18 protein-coding genes are annotated in these 20185 nt (G+C 46.1%); all 18 read left to right on the forward strand.

The features are described 5' to 3' along the window. Window positions 1-19: 19 nt before the first annotated feature. The 18 genes from DHX103_RS14685 to dnaI all read left to right on the forward strand — a co-directional run bounded on the left by DHX103_RS14685 (window position 20) and on the right by dnaI (window position 19988). Complete coding sequence (locus DHX103_RS14685; RefSeq protein WP_422122969.1) at window positions 20-403, forward strand: FxsA family protein; 384 nt, start codon at window positions 20-22, stop codon at window positions 401-403. 185 nt (window positions 404-588) lie between these two features. Then, on the forward strand, window positions 589-1704 hold the full coding sequence (gene citZ, locus DHX103_RS14690) for a citrate synthase (protein ID WP_422122970.1): 1116 nt from the start codon (window positions 589-591) through the stop codon (window positions 1702-1704). An 87-nt stretch (window positions 1705-1791) separates the two neighbouring features. Then, window positions 1792-3060 (forward strand): NADP-dependent isocitrate dehydrogenase, encoded by a 1269-nt coding sequence (gene icd / locus DHX103_RS14695; RefSeq protein ID WP_422122971.1) that lies wholly within the window; start codon window positions 1792-1794, stop codon window positions 3058-3060. Between the two features lie 396 nt (window positions 3061-3456). After that, window positions 3457-4395 carry a malate dehydrogenase gene (mdh, locus tag DHX103_RS14700; protein ID WP_422122972.1) on the forward strand — a complete coding sequence of 313 codons (939 nt, stop codon included), beginning with the start codon at window positions 3457-3459 and terminating at the stop codon, window positions 4393-4395. A 167-nt stretch (window positions 4396-4562) separates the two neighbouring features. Continuing rightward, the gene (locus tag DHX103_RS14705; RefSeq protein ID WP_422122973.1) at window positions 4563-5039 is read left to right on the forward strand and encodes a MaoC/PaaZ C-terminal domain-containing protein; all 477 of its coding nucleotides are present in this window, start codon (window positions 4563-4565) and stop codon (window positions 5037-5039) included. 44 nt (window positions 5040-5083) lie between these two features. Then, the gene (locus DHX103_RS14710) at window positions 5084-5794 is read left to right on the forward strand and encodes a response regulator transcription factor (protein WP_422122974.1); all 711 of its coding nucleotides are present in this window, start codon (window positions 5084-5086) and stop codon (window positions 5792-5794) included. Continuing rightward, window positions 5791-7188, forward strand: coding sequence for a two-component system histidine kinase PnpS (gene pnpS, locus DHX103_RS14715; RefSeq protein ID WP_422122975.1), 1398 nt, complete (start codon window positions 5791-5793; stop codon window positions 7186-7188). The genes DHX103_RS14710 and pnpS overlap by 4 nt, the downstream gene beginning before the upstream one ends. Before the next feature lie 14 nt (window positions 7189-7202). Then, on the forward strand, window positions 7203-8420 hold the full coding sequence (locus DHX103_RS14720) for a carboxylate--amine ligase (RefSeq protein WP_422122976.1): 1218 nt from the start codon (window positions 7203-7205) through the stop codon (window positions 8418-8420). Window positions 8421-8600: 180 nt separating this feature from the next. Continuing rightward, entirely contained in the window at window positions 8601-9566 is a 966-nt protein-coding gene (gene hflK, locus DHX103_RS14725; RefSeq protein ID WP_422122977.1) for an FtsH protease activity modulator HflK, read from the forward strand. After that, complete coding sequence (gene hflC / locus DHX103_RS14730) at window positions 9566-10537, forward strand: protease modulator HflC (RefSeq protein ID WP_422122978.1); 972 nt, start codon at window positions 9566-9568, stop codon at window positions 10535-10537. The genes hflK and hflC overlap by 1 nt, the downstream gene beginning before the upstream one ends. A gap of 81 nt (window positions 10538-10618) precedes the next feature. After that, window positions 10619-13237: a DNA polymerase I gene (gene polA / locus DHX103_RS14735; RefSeq protein ID WP_422122979.1), complete on the forward strand. Its 2619-nt coding sequence runs from the start codon at window positions 10619-10621 to the stop codon at window positions 13235-13237. A 15-nt stretch (window positions 13238-13252) separates the two neighbouring features. Beyond that, on the forward strand, window positions 13253-14122 hold the full coding sequence (gene mutM, locus DHX103_RS14740; protein WP_422122980.1) for a bifunctional DNA-formamidopyrimidine glycosylase/DNA-(apurinic or apyrimidinic site) lyase: 870 nt from the start codon (window positions 13253-13255) through the stop codon (window positions 14120-14122). 9 nt (window positions 14123-14131) lie between these two features. After that, on the forward strand, window positions 14132-14719 hold the full coding sequence (coaE, locus tag DHX103_RS14745) for a dephospho-CoA kinase (protein WP_422122981.1): 588 nt from the start codon (window positions 14132-14134) through the stop codon (window positions 14717-14719). Window positions 14720-14834: 115 nt separating this feature from the next. After that, entirely contained in the window at window positions 14835-15848 is a 1014-nt protein-coding gene (locus DHX103_RS14750; protein WP_422122982.1) for a glyceraldehyde-3-phosphate dehydrogenase, read from the forward strand. A gap of 317 nt (window positions 15849-16165) precedes the next feature. Next, on the forward strand, window positions 16166-16549 hold the full coding sequence (gene speD, locus DHX103_RS14755) for an adenosylmethionine decarboxylase (RefSeq protein ID WP_422122983.1): 384 nt from the start codon (window positions 16166-16168) through the stop codon (window positions 16547-16549). Between the two features lie 653 nt (window positions 16550-17202). Then, complete coding sequence (gene nrdR, locus DHX103_RS14760; RefSeq protein ID WP_422122984.1) at window positions 17203-17679, forward strand: transcriptional regulator NrdR; 477 nt, start codon at window positions 17203-17205, stop codon at window positions 17677-17679. An 11-nt stretch (window positions 17680-17690) separates the two neighbouring features. Continuing rightward, window positions 17691-19052: a replication initiation and membrane attachment family protein gene (locus DHX103_RS14765; protein ID WP_422122985.1), complete on the forward strand. Its 1362-nt coding sequence runs from the start codon at window positions 17691-17693 to the stop codon at window positions 19050-19052. After that, a complete protein-coding gene (dnaI, locus tag DHX103_RS14770; protein ID WP_422122986.1) occupies window positions 19053-19988 on the forward strand; it encodes a primosomal protein DnaI in 936 nt (311 codons plus the stop codon). Window positions 19989-20185: the final 197 nt, after the last annotated feature.

Consider the following 20185-nt stretch of genomic DNA (forward strand, 5'->3'; position numbering starts at 1 on the left):
CTGGAGGTGCCGGATCGTTATGAAGTGGTTGATTGCACTATTGATCGTTGTTCCCGCACTCGAATTGGCGCTGTTGATCTGGGCAGCAAATAATATCGGTTTTTTCTTAACTGTAGCAATGATTATCACTACCGGATTGGTCGGGGCTTTCCTGGCCAAAAAACAAGGCGTGCGAGCGATTGGCGATATCCAAAAGGCCATGTCGAATTTCCAGCCGCCGGGTGAGAACTTGTTGAATGCAGCTCTGGTGCTGGTTGGTGGCGTCCTGCTGCTGACTCCGGGGTTCATTTCCGATGCGGTCGGATTCAGCCTGTTGTTCACACCGACACAGAAATTGTATAAGCCAATGGTCCATCGTTTCATCCATAAAAAAATGAAAAATACTCGGGTTATAGTTGGCTAACCCGAGTATTTTTATCGAGATTTTTTTCCAAATTACAGAAAAACATGCGTTTTCATTCACAAAGCAAGGTTAATTGATTATAATGAACAAGGTAGGAACTTAGAAGAGTTTCATAAACGCAGATGAATCATCATTCTGCCTTTTTTTGTGGAATGATGGATTATACTGAAGAAGGAGAGAATTTTATGACATCGTCAAAAGGTTTAGAAGGTGTAGTAGCTACACAATCCGCCATCAGTTCGATTATTGATGACACGCTTACATACGTTGGCTACAATATCGATGACTTGGCTAACAACGCCAGCTTCGAAGAAGTAATTTATCTATTATGGCATCAGCGGTTGCCGAAAGCTGATGAACTTGCTGAACTGAAACAGCAATTGGCTGACAATATGGCAGTTCCACAAGCTGTATTGGATCATTTCAAAACATACGAAATCAAAAACGTTCATCCGATGGCTGCTCTTCGGACAGCTGTTTCGATGCTTGGTCTTTTCGATGATGAAGCTGAAGAGATGAACCCTGAAGCGAATTATCGTAAAGCAATTCGCATCCAAGCGAAAATCGCTACATTGGTAACTGCATTCGGACGCGTTCGTGCCGGCCAGGAACCAGTTGAACCGAAAAAAGATTTAAGCTTTGCAGCAAACTTCCTTTATATGCTGTCTGGCGAAATTCCAGCTGACATCGAAGAAGAAGCATTCAATAAAGCATTGGTGCTCCACGCTGACCACGAACTGAACGCTTCAACGTTCACAGCGCGTGTTGCAGTCGCAACTCTTTCTGATGTCTATTCTGGTGTTACAGCTGCTATCGGCGCGCTTAAAGGCCCGTTGCACGGCGGAGCTAACGAACAAGTCATGAAAATGCTGACTGAAATCGGCTCAGTGGATAACGTAGAAAAAGTGATCACTGAAAAGCTTGCCAACAAAGAAAAAATCATGGGCTTCGGCCACCGCGTTTACCGTAAAGGTGACCCGCGTGCAAAACACCTTCGTGAAATGTCACAGAAATTGACGAAAATTCGCGGCGAAGAAAAATGGTATGAAATGTCGATCAAAATCGATGAAATCGTTACAGGGCAGAAAGACTTGCCGCCGAACGTTGATTTCTATTCGGCTTCTGTCTACCATTCATTGAACATCGAACATGACCTGTTCACACCGATCTTCGCAGTATCGCGCACATCCGGCTGGTTGGCTCATATTCTGGAGCAGTATTCAGACAACCGCCTGATCCGCCCACGTGCAGAATACATCGGACCAGGAATGCAGACTTATGTTCCAGTTGAAAAAAGATAATATATAAATAGAAGAAACATCAATAAAAACTTTTAGGGCTGACACCTTGTGCAGCCCTATGACTTTGAACACAGGAGGAATTTTATAATGGCAAACGGCGAAAAAATCACAACAGAAAACGGTGTATTGAACGTACCCAACAATGCAGTAATTCCATACATCATCGGTGACGGAACAGGACCGGATATCTGGAATGCAGCTTCACGCGTTCTTGAAGAATCAGTAACAAAAGCTTATAACGGCGAAAAATCAATCGTTTGGAAAGAAGTTTTGGCTGGACAAAAAGCATTCGACAAAACTGGCGAATGGCTTCCTGAAGAAACGCTTGATGTAATCCGCGAATATTTGATCGCGATCAAAGGACCTCTTACTACGCCAATCGGCGGCGGTATCCGTTCATTGAACGTGGCGTTGCGCCAGGAACTTGACCTTTACACGTGCTTGCGCCCTGTACGTTACTTCGAAGGCGTACCTTCACCGGTAAAACGCCCTGAAGACACTGACATGGTCATCTTCCGTGAAAACACTGAAGATATCTATGCGGGTATCGAATATGCAAACGGTTCTGACGAAGTGAAAAAATTGATTTCATTCCTTACAGACGAAATGGGCGTTAAAAACATCCGCTTCCCTGAATCATCAGGTATCGGCATCAAGCCAATTTCTGAAGAAGGCACAAAACGTCTTGTGCGCGCTGCAATCAACTACGCTTTGACTGAAGGCCGCGAGTCGTTGACGCTTGTACACAAAGGGAACATCATGAAGTTCACTGAAGGAGCTTTCAAAAACTGGGGCTACGAAGTTGCTGAGCAGGAGTTTGGCGATAAAGTGTTCACATGGAACCAATACGATGCAATCAAAGACGAGCAAGGAACAGACGCTGCGAACAAAGCACAGGAAGAAGCACTTGCTTCAGGCAAAATCCTTGTTAAAGATTCAATCGCTGATATCTTCTTGCAGCAGATTCTTACACGTCCAAGCGAGTTCGACGTAGTTGCTACAATGAACTTGAACGGCGATTACATCTCTGATGCACTTGCTGCACAAGTAGGCGGAATTGGTATCGCTCCTGGAGCGAACATCAACTACGATACTGGACATGCAATCTTCGAAGCTACTCACGGAACAGCGCCTAAATACGCTGGCCTTGATAAAGTGAACCCGTCTTCTGTCATCCTTTCAGGTGTATTGATGCTTGAACACCTTGGCTGGAGCGAAGCGGCTAAATTAATCACAAACTCAATGGAGAAAACAATCGCTTCTAAAGTTGTAACTTATGACTTTGCTCGTCTGATGGACGGCGCAACGGAAGTAAAAACTTCGGAGTTTGCTGATGAATTGATCAAAAACCTATAATATTTTTTAGAGAGAGGGGATTCCCTCTCTCTTTTTTTTATTTGAATGTATTAATAAACTTTGGCAGACGATATTCCGCAAAACAGCTTCGCTTGCCTGGGGGCTCGCGCTGAGCTAACTCGGTCTCGTTTCACTTCGCCCGAGTGGATCTCAGCACTTCGCTTGGTCCCCATGGCGTCTTCGCTGTTTTGCTCCATATCTCCAAATAGTACTCTGAGCGCCGGCGCGGCTCATGAGCATAATCTTTGCTCTGTCCAAAGCGCCGAAGTGTTTTAAAAATGCTATTCATTAGTTAAATTTATATTGTTTGAAAATAGCATTCTAAGGAAATTGTAATGGAGTAGAGCAAATCAAAGAGTCAAAAGGATTTTTATAAAATTGCAAAGGGGAATAGCCATGACATTCAAACGCAAAAAGATTTCAGTGATCGGTTCAGGGTTTACAGGCGCAACGGCCGCCTTTCTGTTGGCACAAAAAGAATTGGGTGACGTCGTGTTGGTCGACATCCCGCAAATGGAAGACCCGGTAAAAGGCAAGGCACTCGATATGGCCGAAGCGGGTCCCGTCATCGGTTTTGATGCAAATGTTATCGGCACTGCAGATTATAAGGATACGAAAGATTCGGACCTCGTCATCATTACCGCGGGCATTGCCCGTAAACCGGGGATGAGCAGAGATGATCTGGTTCAGACAAACCAAAAAATCATGAAGTCCGTAACGGCGGAAATCGTTAAATATTCACCGCAGTCCACCATCCTGGTTTTGACAAATCCGGTGGATGCGATGACTTATACAATATTTAAGGAATCAGGATTCCCGAAAGAGCGTGTTATCGGGCAGTCGGGTGTGCTGGATTCGGCGCGATTCCGTACGTTTATCGCACAGGAATTAAATCTTTCTGTTAAAGACATCAGTGGATTTGTAATGGGCGGACACGGCGATGATATGGTGCCGCTTGTGCGCTATTCTTATGCCGGAGGGATTCCGCTGGAAACATTGATAGCGAAAGAAAAGCTGGATGCCATCGTTGAACGGACGCGTAAAGGTGGCGCTGAGATCGTAAACCTTCTCGGAAGCGGTTCAGCTTATTATGCTCCGGCGGCATCGCTCGTTGAAATGGCGGAAGCGATCATCAAAGACCAGCGCCGCATCATGCCTGCCATTGCGTACCTGGAAGGGGAGTATGGCATGGATGGCATCTATCTCGGCGTTCCAACAATCCTGGGAGCTGGCGGCATCGAAAAAATAATTGAGATCGCATTAAACGAAGATGAAAAGGCACTTTTGGATCAATCGGCTGAATCTGTCAAAGCTGTTATGAAAGTCCTGGCATAGTGAAGAGGAACTAGGCAGAAAGATCCTGCCGGGTAATATACTTGCAGCGCTTAGGGCGCATCACAGTGAACGAGCCAGGCAAATCACTTTGCCTGGCTCGTTCACTGCATTTGCATTTCATGTCTTAATTGATATTATTAAGGTATAAGACAACTGGAGGGATTTTAATGTTGCTCGGAAAGAAACGGAAGTTAGGGCGCAAAATCGAGGATATGACGATTGGCGAAAAACTGAAACTTACAGAAAATATTGAGGACAAAGATCTTCTGCTCTATCTTGGGCTTACCAATGATGGAAATCCGCTGTATATCCAACATGATTTCGCTTCGCAGACCAAATTCGAGAAACCTGTAGTTCCATCAGCGATGCTGACAGGAATCGTCACATCGGCAGTGTCAAAGTATCTGCCGGGACCAGGATCCTATATCAAAGAACAGCATTTAAAATTCAACAAGCCCGTTTATCATTATGCCACCATCGATTTTTTATTGGAAGTTACCGAAGTGAATGTCGAGGCAAATGAAGTTACGGTACGCGTGGAAGCGACCGATGACGACGGGAAATTGGTGCTCGAAGGCCACATTATTGCCAATCCGCCTCAGGTGCTGAGTCAGCTGACCACACAAGCTATGGATAATTTCTGATTGGTTTGAAATGGGGGTTTCAAACTGAATGTGGAGGCTATTAAATGCAGAAGAAAATTCTAATTATTGAAGACGAGCAATCCATCGCAACATTATTATCTTATAATCTCCAACAAGCGGGCTATGAAACGATTATCGCAAACGATGGCAAAGAAGGCTTTGATCTGGCCATTAGCGAATCGCCTTCACTGATCGTACTCGACTTGATGCTTCCATCAATGGACGGAGTGGAAGTCTGCAAAGAATTGCGGCTCCAAAAAATTAGCATACCGATTATTATGCTTACGGCCAAAGACGATGAATTCGATAAGGTGCTCGGACTGGAACTTGGAGCGGATGATTATATGACCAAACCCTTCAGTCCACGGGAAGTGGTGGCGAGGATCAAAGCTGTGCTCCGCAGATCGGAAGGCATGAAGGTCACGCGCGACGATTGGTCTTCTTCCGAAATGAAGTTGGGCAAGTTGAAGGTTTATCCTGAACGGTATGAAGCTTTCCTGAACGATGAACAACTGGAGTTTACACCCAAAGAATTCGAGCTGCTTGTCTATTTGATGGAAAATAAAAACAGGGTTCTGACTCGTGACCAGTTATTGAGTGCGGTATGGAAATATGATTTTGCCGGGGACACCCGAATTGTCGATGTCCATATCAGCCACTTGCGCGATAAGATAGAAGAAAACAGCCGAAAACCCGTTTTTATCAAAACCATCCGTGGGCTGGGCTATAAATTTGAGGAGCCGAAACTGGTATGAAGCCATTCCGGCGCCGCATTCTTGGCAATCTGCTGCTATGGCTGGGAGCTCTGTTAGTGGGCCTTTATGTTGTAGTGGTGCAATTATTCCCTTTGTATGATGGAACAATCAGCCGAATGGAATTTTGGCTGTTGCTCGGGCTGGTATTTCTTCTGGCATTTATCATTGCTGCAGTTGTTGGATACCGGATCATCAAGGTGCTGGCCGCCCCTTTTGAAAATATTACGGACACCGCACTGGAATTAGTGAAGGGCAATTACCAGGCCAGAGCCTATGAAGATGCAGAAGCTGGTTCTGCATCACTGAGTTCCACTATCAACGTGCTGGCCCGCAATTTGCAGGAAATAACGGCTGTTCGTGAAATGGAACAGGAGCGTTTGAAAACGCTGATTGAAACGATGGGCAGCGGTCTTGTCATGGTTGACCGGCAAGGCAAGATATCACTTTTCAATAAATACTTCCAAAACGAATTCAAATTGAGCAGTGAAAAACTGAATGGCAAATTTTATGGTGAACTGTCGATTCCAGCTGAGCTGGCAACTTTTATCGAAAAGGTGTTCATGACTGAAACTCCGGCGCGCGACCAGATGGAGTATCAGGTGGGCCTCAATAAACGGGCGCTGGAATTATACGGTGCACCGGTCCTTGGAAACCATGAGCAATGGCTGGGCATTGTCATTGTATTGCATGATATTACTGAGCTTAAACGGCTCGAGCAGATCCGGAAAGATTTCGTAGCAAATGTGTCCCATGAATTGAGAACGCCGGTAACATCGATAAAAGGCTTTTCGGAAACGTTGATCGATGGCGCATATAAAGATGAATCGACCTTATTATCCTTTTTGGAAATTATTCAGAATGAAACCAATCGCTTGGAAACGTTGATCGAAGAACTGCTTGAATTATCACGGGTGGAGCAGAGTGGTTTCCGTGTTGATGCACAGCCGACCGATATGACAGCGGTCATCGAATATGCCATTGAACTGATGCAGCCAAGGCTGACGGAAAAGAAAATGACGATGAAAACTTCACTGGAGCCAGTCACTGTGTCAGGGGACGCCAATCGCCTCGTGCAAATTCTGATGAATTTATTGGCCAATGCCATCAGTTATTCAACGCCTGAAAAGACGATTGAAATCAGCCTTTACGAAGAAGGGAATCAGGCTGTCATCAAAGTGAAAGACGAGGGAATCGGCGTTGCACCAACCGAAATTCATCGGCTTTTCGAACGTTTTTACCGGGTCGACAAAGCCAGGAGCCGAAATTCAGGCGGTACGGGACTTGGCTTATCAATTGTTAAACATTTAATCGAGGCTCATCATGGGAAAGTGGAAGTCGACAGCACAGTTGGCGTCGGCACGACCTTTACCATTTATTTGCCTTTGGCTAGTTAATTTAGGAGGAAATTATGGTTACTAAACACCCTTTTTTGCCGATTATCATCGGTACAGATATGAACGCTTATAATATGGCCATTTCTTTTCATGAAGCATATGGCATTAAACCGATTTTAGTTGGTAAAGAACATCTGTCGTTCACTTCATTGAGCAACATCACTGATACCATTGAATTGCATTCGGGACTGGCTGATGAATCCCAGTTTGCCGATATTCTGATCGATGTTGCCCATAAATACAGAACTCCCGGCAAAACCCTTTTGCTGATCGGCACAAATGATCTTTACGTGCGCCTGATCATTGAAAATGCAAAAGTTCTCCGGGAGCATTTTGTTTTTAATTATATAGATGAAGATTTGATGAACCAATTGCAGGTCAAAGCGAATTTTTACGACCTTTGCAAAGTGCACGGCATTGATACACCGACAACATTTTTTTATGATTGCAACGCAGAAACGCCATTCCAAGAAGAGATGATGTTCCCGGTCGTTGTAAAGCCGAGCAATGGCATCGAATACAATAAACTCCAGTTTGAAGACCAGCAAAAAGTCTATAAAGTCGAAAGCCCGAAAGAATTGCATGAAGTAATCGGGCGGATCAAAGCGGGTGGATACCGCGATGAATTGATCATTCAGGATTACATCCCCGGTGATGATACATTCATGTGGGATTCGGTGATCTATGCGAACTCCAAAGGGAAGACGCAATTGGTGAGTTTTGCACAGGTGGTCCTGCAGGAGCATACAGTTTCGGCCATCGGGAATTACACTGCACTGATCACCCGTTTTGACAAAGATATTATGGTCAAGCTGCAGAATTTCCTGGAAGCAGTCGGTTACAAGGGCTTTGCGAATTTCGATTTGAAATACGATGCACGCGACAAGAAATTCAAAGTGTTCGAAGTGAATATTCGCCAGGGCCGCTCAAGTTATTACGTAACAGCGCTTGGACATAATATGGCCGAGTACTTTGTCGATGATTTGATCTACCAGAAGGATAAGCCTGTGACTTATTTAAATGAGGAGTTCCTGTTCACGGTCGTGCCGAAGGTCGTGCTGCGGAATTTTGTCGCCAACAAAGCAGTGCTGAAAGACATTAAACGCCTGATTAAAAAGGGGCAATACGGCAATCCGCTCTTCTATAAGAAAGACAAGCATCTGAAGCGCAAATTGTATTTGCTGGCACGCCAGGTGAATTACTATAAAAAATATAAAAACAATCAATGGTAAATTTACACAAGCTTAACACTGGCTTCACATCGGGGTGTTATATTCTAATAGAACCCCCTTTCAACTCATAAAAAAAGGAGAAGGACCTTCCACGAGGTCCTTCTTCTTTTTTTATTTGAAACCATTCGACAGTTTTTCCGTATATTAACTGTACATAGAAATAAATTGGGGGGAAAGAATATGACAGCAAAAAAAATACTGTCCATCATTGGCTTGTCCATCGCAGGAATCCTGCTTCTCGTAGCCGTTCTCACGTCCTGGTACACAGTGGATGAATCCGAGCAGGCCGTAATCATCACGTTCGGTGTCGTCAATGAAACCATTGTGGAACCCGGTCTGCATTTTAAAATGCCGTGGCCGATTCAGCGGGCTGAAACTTTGTCCAAGGAAACTTACAGCCTTCAATTTGGCTACAGCCAGGATGAAGACGGTGAAATTGTGTCATTCGATAAAGAAACGAAAATGATCACGGGGGATGAATACATTGTGCTGACAGATTTGGTCGTGCAATGGAAAATTACAGATCCAAAAAAATTCCTGTTCCATGCAGAAAAACCTGAAGACATCCTGCACGATGCCACGTCTGCATCCATTCGTTCCATCATCGGCAACTCGCTGATTGATGACGCACTGACTTCCGGAAAAGCGGAAATTGAAGCAGATACACGGGATCTGCTGGCATCGTTGATCGAGAAATACGACATTGGCATTTCAGTCCTGGCGGTAAAATTACAGGATGTTGAACTGCCGAACGAAGAAGTGCGTGCGGCATTCACGAATGTGACGGATGCACGGGAAACGATGAATACGAAAATCAATGAAGCACGAAAATATGAAAACCAGAAACGCAACGAAGCACTGGGTGAAAAAGCGGCGATTAATTCCCGCGCTGAAGGCCAGAAAGTGGCACGGGTGGAACAGGCTCTTGGGGACGTCGCGGTCTTCGATAAACTATTCACGGAATACGAAGCCAATCCCGACGTCACAAGACAGCGCCTGATTCTGGAAACCTTGGAATCGGTTCTGCCGAGCGCAAAACTGTACATCATGAACGATGAAGGCGGCACGATGAAATACCTGCCGCTCGGAGACAATCAGGCCGTATTGCCGCCGGTAGCTGAAGCTGAAACGGGAGGGGACAATTAATGGAAACGAATAAGCCGCAAAATGAACCGAGCAAATTCAATGCCTATAAACCTTCCAAACCGAGCAAGCCACCGAAAGATCCAATCAATTTCAAAAAATATTGGAAAATGATCGTAGCCCTGACATTGGCTTTTATTGCATTGCTGATCATTTTGACCAATATCTATGTTGTCAAAGAAAGCGAATACCGGGTCGTCCGCCAATTTGGTGAAGTAGTGGGCATTAAAGAAGAGCCGGGGCTGCATATGAAAATTCCGTTTATCCAAAGCCTGACCACGCTGCCGAAACACAAGATGATCTACGACGTGTCGGAAGCTGAAATCAATACACGCGACAAAAAGCGCATCATCATTGATAATTATGCGGTTTGGCAAGTCACGGACCCGCGTAATCTGATCACCAATGCGGTGACAATCGTCAATGCGGAGTCGCGCATGGAAGAGTTTATCTACTCCGTCATTCGTTCAGAACTCGGCCAATTGAATTACGACGAAATCATCAATGATGAGAATTCTTCAAGAGGCAGTCTGAACGACAACGTGACAGCGAAAGTGAATGAATTGCTTGAACAGGACCAGTACGGCATTCGTGTAGCGGATGTCCGGATGAAACGGACGGACCTTCCGGAAGAAAACGAGCAATCGGTTTATATCCGGATGATTTCAGAACGTGACTCTACAGCACAGGATTATCTGTCGCAGGGAGATGCGAAGAAACAGGAAATCGAAGCACAGGCTGATCGCGAAGCCCAGGAAGTCATCGCCACTGCGCGCAAAGAAGCCGCATTGATCCAGGCCGATGGGGAATCCGAAGCGGCACAGATTTACAACGAATCATTTTCGAAGGATTCGGAGTTCTACCAATTGTATCGTTCACTCCAGTCCTATACGAAAACGATCGGCGAGGATACCGTCATCATCCTGCCATCGGATTCACCTTACGCAAGTGTCCTTACCGGGATAATGGAATAAACCGAGCCGTCATTTCTCTTCTTTTTGCCCGCGTGGTAAAATAAAGGGAATGACGGTTTTTTTATTGAAAGGGGTAATTTTGTGACTAAGAAAATACTATTACTGGACGGCAACAGTTTGGCGTATCGCGCATTTTTCGCGCTGCCATTGCTGACAAATGACAACGGCATTCACACCAATGCTGTCTATGGTTTCACGATGATGCTCCAACGAATTCTTGAAGAGGAACAGCCAACACATATGATGGTCGCATTTGATGCGGGGAAGACAACATTCCGAAATGAGATGTTTGGTGAATATAAAGGCGGACGCCAAAAAACGCCACCGGAATTATCCGAGCAATTCCCTTATTTGCGGAAGCTGATCGATGCTTACCGCATCAAGCAATATGAACTCCCGAATTACGAGGCGGACGACATTATCGGCACGCTCAGCCTGGAAGCGGAACAGCAAGGCGACGAAGTCATTGTCATTTCAGGAGACAAGGATATGACGCAATTGGCTTCGCCATCGACAACGGTTTATATTACCCGCAAAGGGATTACAGATATCGAAAAATATACGGTGGACCACATCAAAGAAAAATATGGCTTGACGCCTTTGCAGATCATCGACATGAAGGGCCTGATGGGCGATGCTTCCGATAATATACCGGGAGTTCCCGGGGTTGGTGAGAAAACAGCGTTGAAACTGCTTGCCGCCCATGGTTCAGTGGAAGGCGTTTACGAGGCGATCGAACAGCAAAAAGGGAAGATGAAAGAAAAATTGGTTGCCAATGAAGACCTGGCCTACATCAGCAAGAAACTGGCGACGATCGAACGCCAGGCGCCGGTCGAAGTGAAAATTGAGGAATTGAGCTATGCCGGTCCTGACCAGGATGAATTGGTCCGGATCTGGAATGAGCTGTCCTTCAAATCGCTGTTGGAAAAAATGGATTACACCGCTGAAGAAACAGTCAAAGAAGAATTGAAATTTAGCGTAGTGACAGAAGTGGACCCGTCTATTTTAAAAGATGAAATGGCAATCCATCTCGAAATGTATGATGAACATTATCACACCTGCGATTTGCTCGGCGTCGCGCTGTCAGACAACGACGAAACCTATGTCATTCCGATGGAGGTTGCAAAGGGTTCGGAAACGTTCAAAGCGTGGCTGGCAGATCCGGCGAAGAGGAAATATATGTCAGATTCCAAAGCTTCGACTGCCGCTTTTTTGCGCAGTGAAATCCAATTGGACGGCGTCGACTTTGATTTGATGCTCGGCGCCTATATTGTGAATCCATCTCTGACCTATACGGATATGTCGAACATCGTGCTGGAATACGGCTACACAGATGTTTCCACGAATGAACAGATTTACGGAAAAGGCGCGAAGAAGAAAGTGCCGGAGGATGCTATCCTGCACGAACATATTGCCAGAAAAGCACGGGCAATCTGGAAAGTGCGCGACATCATCATCAAAAAGCTGGAGGACAATAAACAATTTGATCTTTACGATAAATTGGAACTGCCGCTGGCCAAGGTGCTGGGTGAAATGGAGTCGCTCGGTGTCATGGTGGACCGTGCGCAGCTGTCCGATATGGGCAAAGAATTGTCCGCAAAACTTGAGAAAATCGAAGTGGAAATTTACAGCCTGGCGGGCCAGGAATTCAACATCAATTCGCCAAAACAACTAGGCGTCATTCTTTTTGAAAAACTGGGCTTGCCGCCGTTGAAAAAAACCAAGACCGGCTACTCGACAGCGGCTGACGTGCTGGAGAAATTGGAAGGGCAGCACGAAATCATTTCGCATATTCTGCTGTACCGCCAGCTCGGCAAGCTGCTGTCCACTTATATAGAAGGTTTATTGAAGGAAATTCATGAAGACGGCAAGATCCATACCCGTTTCCAGCAGGCATTGACTACGACAGGGCGTTTAAGTTCGACCAATCCGAACCTGCAGAATATTCCCGTGCGCCTGGAAGAGGGGCGTAAAATCAGAAAAGCGTTTGTGCCATCCCATCCCGATTGGGTGATGGTCGCTGCAGATTATTCGCAAATTGAGTTGCGGGTGCTTGCCCATATGTCCGAAGACGAACGCCTCGTTCAGGCATTCAAAGATGATCGGGATATCCATACGGCCACAGCGGCAGACGTCTTCCATGTACCGCTCGAAGAAGTGACAGGTGCTATGCGCAGTGCGGCCAAAGCGGTCAACTTTGGTATTGTGTATGGCATCAGTGATTACGGTCTGTCACAAAACCTCAATATTCCCCGCAAAGAAGCGGCGGAATTTATCGATCGCTATCTGAAGAGCTTCCCGGGGGTTCAACAATATATGACCAATATCGTAGCTTCGGCAAAGAAAGACGGCTTTGTAACGACATTGATGAACCGCCGCCGCTACCTGCCCGACATTACAAGTTCGAATTTCAATCTGCGCAGCTTTGCAGAGCGTACGGCAATGAACACGCCGATTCAGGGGAGTGCGGCCGATATCATCAAAAAGGCGATGATCGATATGGACGAAGCACTCGAACGCGAAGGCCTGGAAACAAATATGCTTCTTCAAGTGCACGATGAGCTAATTTTCGAAGCACCGAAAGACGAATTGGCTCGTTTGATGGAATTGGTTCCGGAAGTAATGGAATCGGCTGTTGCACTGAATGTTCCACTGAAAGTCGATATCGCACATGGCGATACCTGGTATGAAACAAAATGATGGGAGGCCGATAATATGCCTGAACTTCCGGAAGTGGAAGGCGTTGTCCGGCAGATACGTCCTGCTGCCATCGGTAAAAGGATTGACAATGTGTTTGTCTCTGACACCATTCGACTTTCCAAAACCGGCGGCAGGGAAGCAATCCTAAAGAAAATAGAAGCCGACAGTTTTATTGATCGTGTAACAGGTTCACAGATTGTCAGCGTCGAACGGCGCAGCAAGTATATTTATTTTGGATTAAGAAAAGAAGAGGAATTTCTCCTCGTCAACCATCTGGGGATGTCGGGTGCTTGGTTTTACGTCGATAGCCTGCTGTCGATTCCGGAAGAAAAGTTTCGCAAACATGTCCATGTGGTGCTGACTTTGAGTGACGGTAATCTTCTCGCATATTCGGATATCCGGCGCTTCGGCGAAATGCGCGTACTGCTCCATGAAGGCGATTATCCGCCACTATTATTGATGGCTCCGGAACCATTTGCAGAAGGGGCGATGCAGCATTTCCTGGCTATGTCCGAAAGTCCGAAATACCGCAATAAACCGATCAAAGAAGTCATTATGGACGGGCAGGTGATTTCAGGAGCAGGCAATATTTATGCGACGGAAGCCCTTTTCCGGATGAAAATCCATCCGAACAGAACTGCACAGCGGATCAGCCAAAAACGAAGAGTTGAGCTATTTGAGGCGGTTGTCAATATTTTATTGGAAAGCATCGAAGCAGGCGGCAGCACCATCTCTGATTACCGGAACATCAACGGCGAATCGGGGGGCATGCAAAACCGCTTTGCCATATACGGTAAAAAACAATGCATGACTTGTGGCACGGTGACGAAAACCCTGAAAATCGGGGGACGCACTTCTGTTTACTGCCCGGCATGCCAAAAATGAGGGCTGATGATGATCATTGGATTGACAGGAAGTATAGCCAGCGGCAAAAGCACTGTTTCAAAAATGCTGGAAGAAATGGGCTTTCCGATAATTGACGCGGACATGGTCGCCCGGCAAGTGGTGGAACCCGGCTCAGAGACGCTGAGCAAAATTGAGGTTTTATTTGGTGCAGAAGTAATCAAGCCAGATGGCACGATGGACCGGGAAAAGGTAGGCGCCTATATTTTTTCTGACCCTGTGAAGAGAAAACAATTGAACGATATCATCCATCCGGCAATCCGTGCAGAAATGCTGCGCCAGCGAGACGAATATCTTACGGAAGGATTTCAGACCATTGTGATGGATATTCCATTGCTGTTCGAAAGCAAATTGCAGCATTTTGTCGATAAAATTCTTGTCGTCAGCGTAACGGAAGAAAACCAGCTTGCCCGGCTGATTGAACGGAACGGCTTGAGCGAAAAGGATGCCAGAGCCCGAATTGGCTCACAGCTGCCGATGTCTGTGAAAGAAGAAGGGGCTGACGCCGTTATTTATAATAATGGGACAATCGAAGAAACAGCCCGACAATTGGAGCGGATCCTGGAGCAGTGGCAGTGAAAATTCACAAAGTTGATATATTCGTCCGGTTATGAGGTTCTGGAATCGACATAATGTGTTATACTATATAACGAATTAAAAAATAAGTATAACTTAATTAATGGGGGACTTTTAAATGACTGTTTCTATTGCAATTAATGGATTTGGCCGTATCGGCCGTATGGTGTTCAGACAGGCCATCCTGATGGATGATGTAACGATTTCAGCGGTAAATGCCAGCTATCCTGCTGAAACTTTGGCTCATTTGATAAAGTATGACACTAATCATGGCACTTTCGATGGCGAAGTAAAAGCTGAAGAAGGAGCTTTAATTGTTAATGGTAAACGGGTCCAATTGGTCAGCGAACGCGACCCTTTGCAACTTCCATGGAAAGACATGGGCATTGATATTGTCATTGAAGCTACAGGAAAATTCAATTCGCGCGAAAAGGCTGCACTGCACCTTGAAGCCGGTGCGAAAAAAGTCATCCTGACTGCTCCAGGCAAAAAAGAAGACATCATGATCGTGATGGGTGTCAACGAAGACAAACTGGATATCGACAATCACCATGTCATTTCAAACGCCAGCTGCACGACAAATTGTCTCGCGCCGGTTGCAAAAGTCCTCAACGATTCGTTTGGAATCGACAACGGTTTGATGACAACAGTACACGCTTATACAAACGACCAGAAAAACCTGGATAACCCGCATAAAGATTTACGACGTGCCCGTTCTTGCGGCCAATCGATCATCCCGACTTCTACCGGCGCCGCGAAAGCGCTGTCACAGGTCTTGCCTGAATTGGAAGGGAAACTGCACGGCATTGCGTTGCGGGTTCCGACGCCGAACGTCTCACTGGTTGACCTAGTAGTCGATTTGAATCAAGATGTGACGGTTGAAGAAGTCAACGAAGCGTTCATCAACGCAGCCACAGGTCCGATGGAGGGAATCTTGAGCTTCACGATGGAGCCTTTGGTTTCCAAGGATTTCAATACAACGACTGATTCAGCCATCATTGATGGATTGTCCACAATGGTGCTGGGAAAACGCAAAGTGAAAGTTTTGGCCTGGTATGACAACGAATGGGGCTATTCTGCCCGCGTTATCGACCTAACGAAACGGGTCGCATCTGCAATGAACGCAATTTAATGACAAAAACCACTTTTTCTATTAATATGAAAAAGTGGTTTTTTAAATTGTAAGAAAAATCCATGAAAAAAAAGAAATTTATATCAGTTTATTTTCTTGCATTTCCACGGGAAAAATCATATACTATGTCTCGTAGCTAAAAAAGGCTACTTTCTTCCGGACGATTCCAAAGCTCAATGAGGAATCAGGACGAAGAATATTTATTCACATGACTGCTTAAAGGGTTAGGACCTCTTTGGACTAACTTTCCCCCGTGGTAGTCAACTTTGAATATTTTGAGCACGAAACCAAAATGATATCAAAGGGGGAAACGAACCATGGAAACAATGGGACGTCACGTAATTGCAGAACTTTGGCAGTGTGATTTTGACAAATTAAACGATATGGATTTTATCGAACAAACTTTTGTTGATGCAGCACTCAAATCAGGGGCAGAAGTCCGCGAGGTCGCTTTTCACAAATTTGCGCCACAGGGCGTAAGCGGCGTAGTAATTATTTCTGAATCACACCTAACAATCCACAGCTTTCCTGAACACGGCTATGCGAGTGTAGATGTATATACTTGCGGCGAAATGGATCCGACTATTGCAGCGGATTATATCGCTCTGGCACTTGGCTCGCAATCGAGTGAAGTTAAAGAATTGCAACGTGGAATGGGTCCAGTTGGTGCTGGAAAAACCAAAGTTACAGTAACTGCATAATCCATTAAACCATACCAGTAAAGCAGGGGAGCTAATCCTCTGCTTTTTCTATTTGAGTACATATTATAAGATATTGTTAATATGCCGCTTCGTCTCTTTGGACAGTGCAAAGATTATGCTCCTGCGCACTGCTCGTCGCAAAGGAGGCGCCGCAAGTTCGTGGCGCACCTTAGCTCCCGCATAAGCCGAGAAGGGCACTCGTCTTTTACTCCGTCGGCATTCGCCTGCTCCTGGCGCGCTCCTTCGCTGGAAACCACTTCTGGACATGATAAAAAATTAAGAGGACTTAGGAACAAATGTTGTACTGCAATCCACTCGGGCGAATGCCCGAGTTAGCTAAGCGTTATCCACGTTGAACTAAAGCAACAGTATTTCATATACTGATTCCTTGCCGGAAGAACTTCTAAAGATATGGAGCAAAACAGCGAAGACGCCCAAGGGGCCAAGCGAAGTGCTGAGATCCACTCGGGCGAAGTGAAACGAGACCGAGTTAGCTCAGCGCGAGCCCCCAGGCAAGCGAGCTGTTTTGCGGAATATCGGTTATTGAAGATTATTGGTATTCATTTATAGCAAGATTCCAAAATGAAATATAATAAACACGGAAATTTTGTTATACTTATAGCAACAGAAAGAGAATTTGGGGAGATGTCAAAATGAAATGTCCGGCTTGTCAGCATAATGGTACCCGCGTTGTCGATTCGCGGCCAGTAGATGAATTGAAATCGATCAGGAGAAGACGGGAATGCGAAGAATGCGGCTATCGTTTCACCACTTTCGAAAAAGTGGAAGAGATGCCGCTGATTGTCGTGAAAAAAGATGGTTCCCGCGAAGAGTTCAGCCGTGAAAAAGTGCTGCGCGGTTTGATCCGTGCCTGTGAAAAGCGTCCAGTGCCACTGGAAAAGCTTGAGGAACTGGTTTTCAATATCGAAAAGGATCTGCGCAGAATCGGCAATGCTGAAGTGAAATCCGAACAGGTTGGAGAAATGGTGATGGACAGGCTGGCAGCGATTGATGAAGTGGCTTATGTCCGTTTCGCCTCCGTTTATCGTCAGTTCAAAGACATCAATGTATTTATAGACGAGCTGAAAGATTTATTGAATAAGAATCCGGATGACAAGACATCCGAGTAAGGCGGTGACATATGACTGCATTTTATAAGGAATTGCAGCCGGCTGATGCTTTTAAGATCCGGTTGCCGTATCCATTTTCTGATTATGACCGCCAATTGTTGACGTTGCTTTATCAGCCGATGGTCGGTGCCGAAGCTGTATCGCTTTATCTGACGCTGTGGGCGGAAGGAGAAGCTATGCGGACCGAAACGCCGCATTATTCGCTGATGAATACACTGGGCATGCCGATTTCGAAAGTTTTTGAATCGCGCATCCAGCTGGAAGCGATCGGGCTGATCAAAACGTACCGGAAGGGAACCGATTCCCGCACTTTCCTGTATGAATTATGCCCGCCGCTCGACCCGAAAGATTTTTTCGCTGATCCATTGCTGTCGATGTTCCTGTTCAGCAAAATCGGGGACATTGCGTATCGCAGAGTGCGTGACCGTTTTATCATGCCCGAAGAAAATACGGACTCGTTCGAAGAAGTGACACGTATTTTTACCGATATTTTCCAGCCGGTCCATGCCAAGGCCGGCTATCCACAGGATTCGCAACAAATGCAGCAACGCCGACGGAAAGGTTACAAGGCAGAATACGATTTTGATTTCAGCCTGCTGCATCAAGGCCTTTCCGAGGAACTTGTCCCGAAACGGGTGTTGACTGCAGCGATCAAAGACACCATCTGCAAACTGGCTTTCCTTTATGGCTGGGGGCCGCTTGAAATGCAGAAAGTGATTTTACTGGCGATTGATGATGATTACCGGCTTACTATAGAAGGAATTAAAAAATCAGCTTCCGAGTATTATAAGATGACCGTGTCCACCAGTGCGCCAAAATTGGAACCGGTCTTTGTCAAAGCCCCGGAAACGAAAGAGGAGCCGAAGACACAACAGGATGAATTGGTTCAATATCTCGAATCGGCGTCACCCATCGATGTACTCCGGGATATTGCGGGAGGCAAAGAACCGCTGTCGGCAGATGTTCAGCTTGCCAATAACCTGGTGATGCATCACGGAATGGAGCCGGCAGTGGTAAATGTGCTGCTCCAATATGTCCTGCTGCGGACTGATATGAAATTGACGAAAAGTTATGTAGAGAAAATTGCTTCCCATTGGATCCGTAAAAACGTGTCCACTGCCGCTGAAGCAATGGAATTGGCGCGCACAGAACATGCCCAGTACGTGAAGTGGAAATCGGAAGGATCGCCGACCGCAGCTTCAAGATCTTCAATGCGCTCCGGTGGAAAACCTGTCCGTGAGGAAAAATTGCCGGAATGGTTCTATACGAAAGACGAACCGCAGGCCGTTAACTCTCCGAAAAACGAAAGCTTGGAAGTCGAAAAGCAAAAACTCCTGGCGAAACTTGCTTTGAGAAAAGGGAAGGGCGATTAAATGGAACCGATTCGGGAAACCTTAAAACGCGTTGTCAATGCACCCGCTTTTTCCGAACGCTATAATGATATGCGCAAAGAAGTGCTTGAGAATCCCGGTGTCCAAAAATTTCTGGAAGACCATGCAGAGGATATCGATAAAAGCACCGTCGACCGCGGCATGCATAAATTGTATGAGTATATCGACCAATCGCATGACTGCAATAAATGCCCGAGCCTGGACGCCTGCATCAATCATCTGAAGGGCTTCGAACCGAACCTGGTATTGGAGCGAAATACGATTGGCATCGCCTATACAGCCTGCAAGTCGAAGACAGCCTACGACAATAAACGCCGTGCCAGCTCCCTGATTCACAGCATGTATATGCCAAAGGAAGTTATGCAGGCGACTCTTTCCGGCTTTGAACTTGACGACAGCCGCATGGAAGCATTCCGTGCCGTCGGCAATTTCCTGGATCAGGCGACGGGACCCGACAATCTTCCGGATAAAGGCCTGTTTCTATACGGCAAATTCGGCATCGGCAAATCGTATCTTCTCAGTGCGGTGGCAAATGAACTGGCTGAGATGAATGTGAAATCCGTTCTCGTATTCGTGCCGGAATTCATGCGCGAAATGAAACAGGCAATCGGTGACCAGACGCTGCAGGAAAAAGTCGATTACGTGAAAAAAGCCGACGTGCTGATGCTCGATGATATCGGTGCGGAAGCGATGTCGAGCTGGACCCGCGATGAAGTGCTTGGTACGATCCTTCATTACCGCATGGCGGAAAAATTGCCGACGTTCATGACGTCGAATTTCAGCTATTCGGAACTTCAGCATCACCTCACCTATTCACAGCGCGGTGAGAAAGAAGATCTGAAAGCGGCACGCGTCATGGAACGAATCCGTGCTTTGACGGTGCCAGTGAAACTGGACGGCCGCAACCGCCGCGATTAACCGCACAGCGATTGTGTTTTGGGTGTATTTGGTGTATAATGTGTCTAATCGAACTATGATTTTAAATGCAATGACGAGGACAATAATGGATTGAACGACTGCCAGAGAGAGAAGTCCAGGCTGAGAGCTTCTTAAGAAACGGCAATCCATTTACCGCCTCCGAGCAGCAGTTGTGAACTTTGGAGTAGCAGCTGCCG

Source organism: Planococcus daihaiensis (assembly GCF_049262615.1).
Lineage (GTDB): Bacteria > Bacillota > Bacilli > Bacillales_A > Planococcaceae > Planococcus.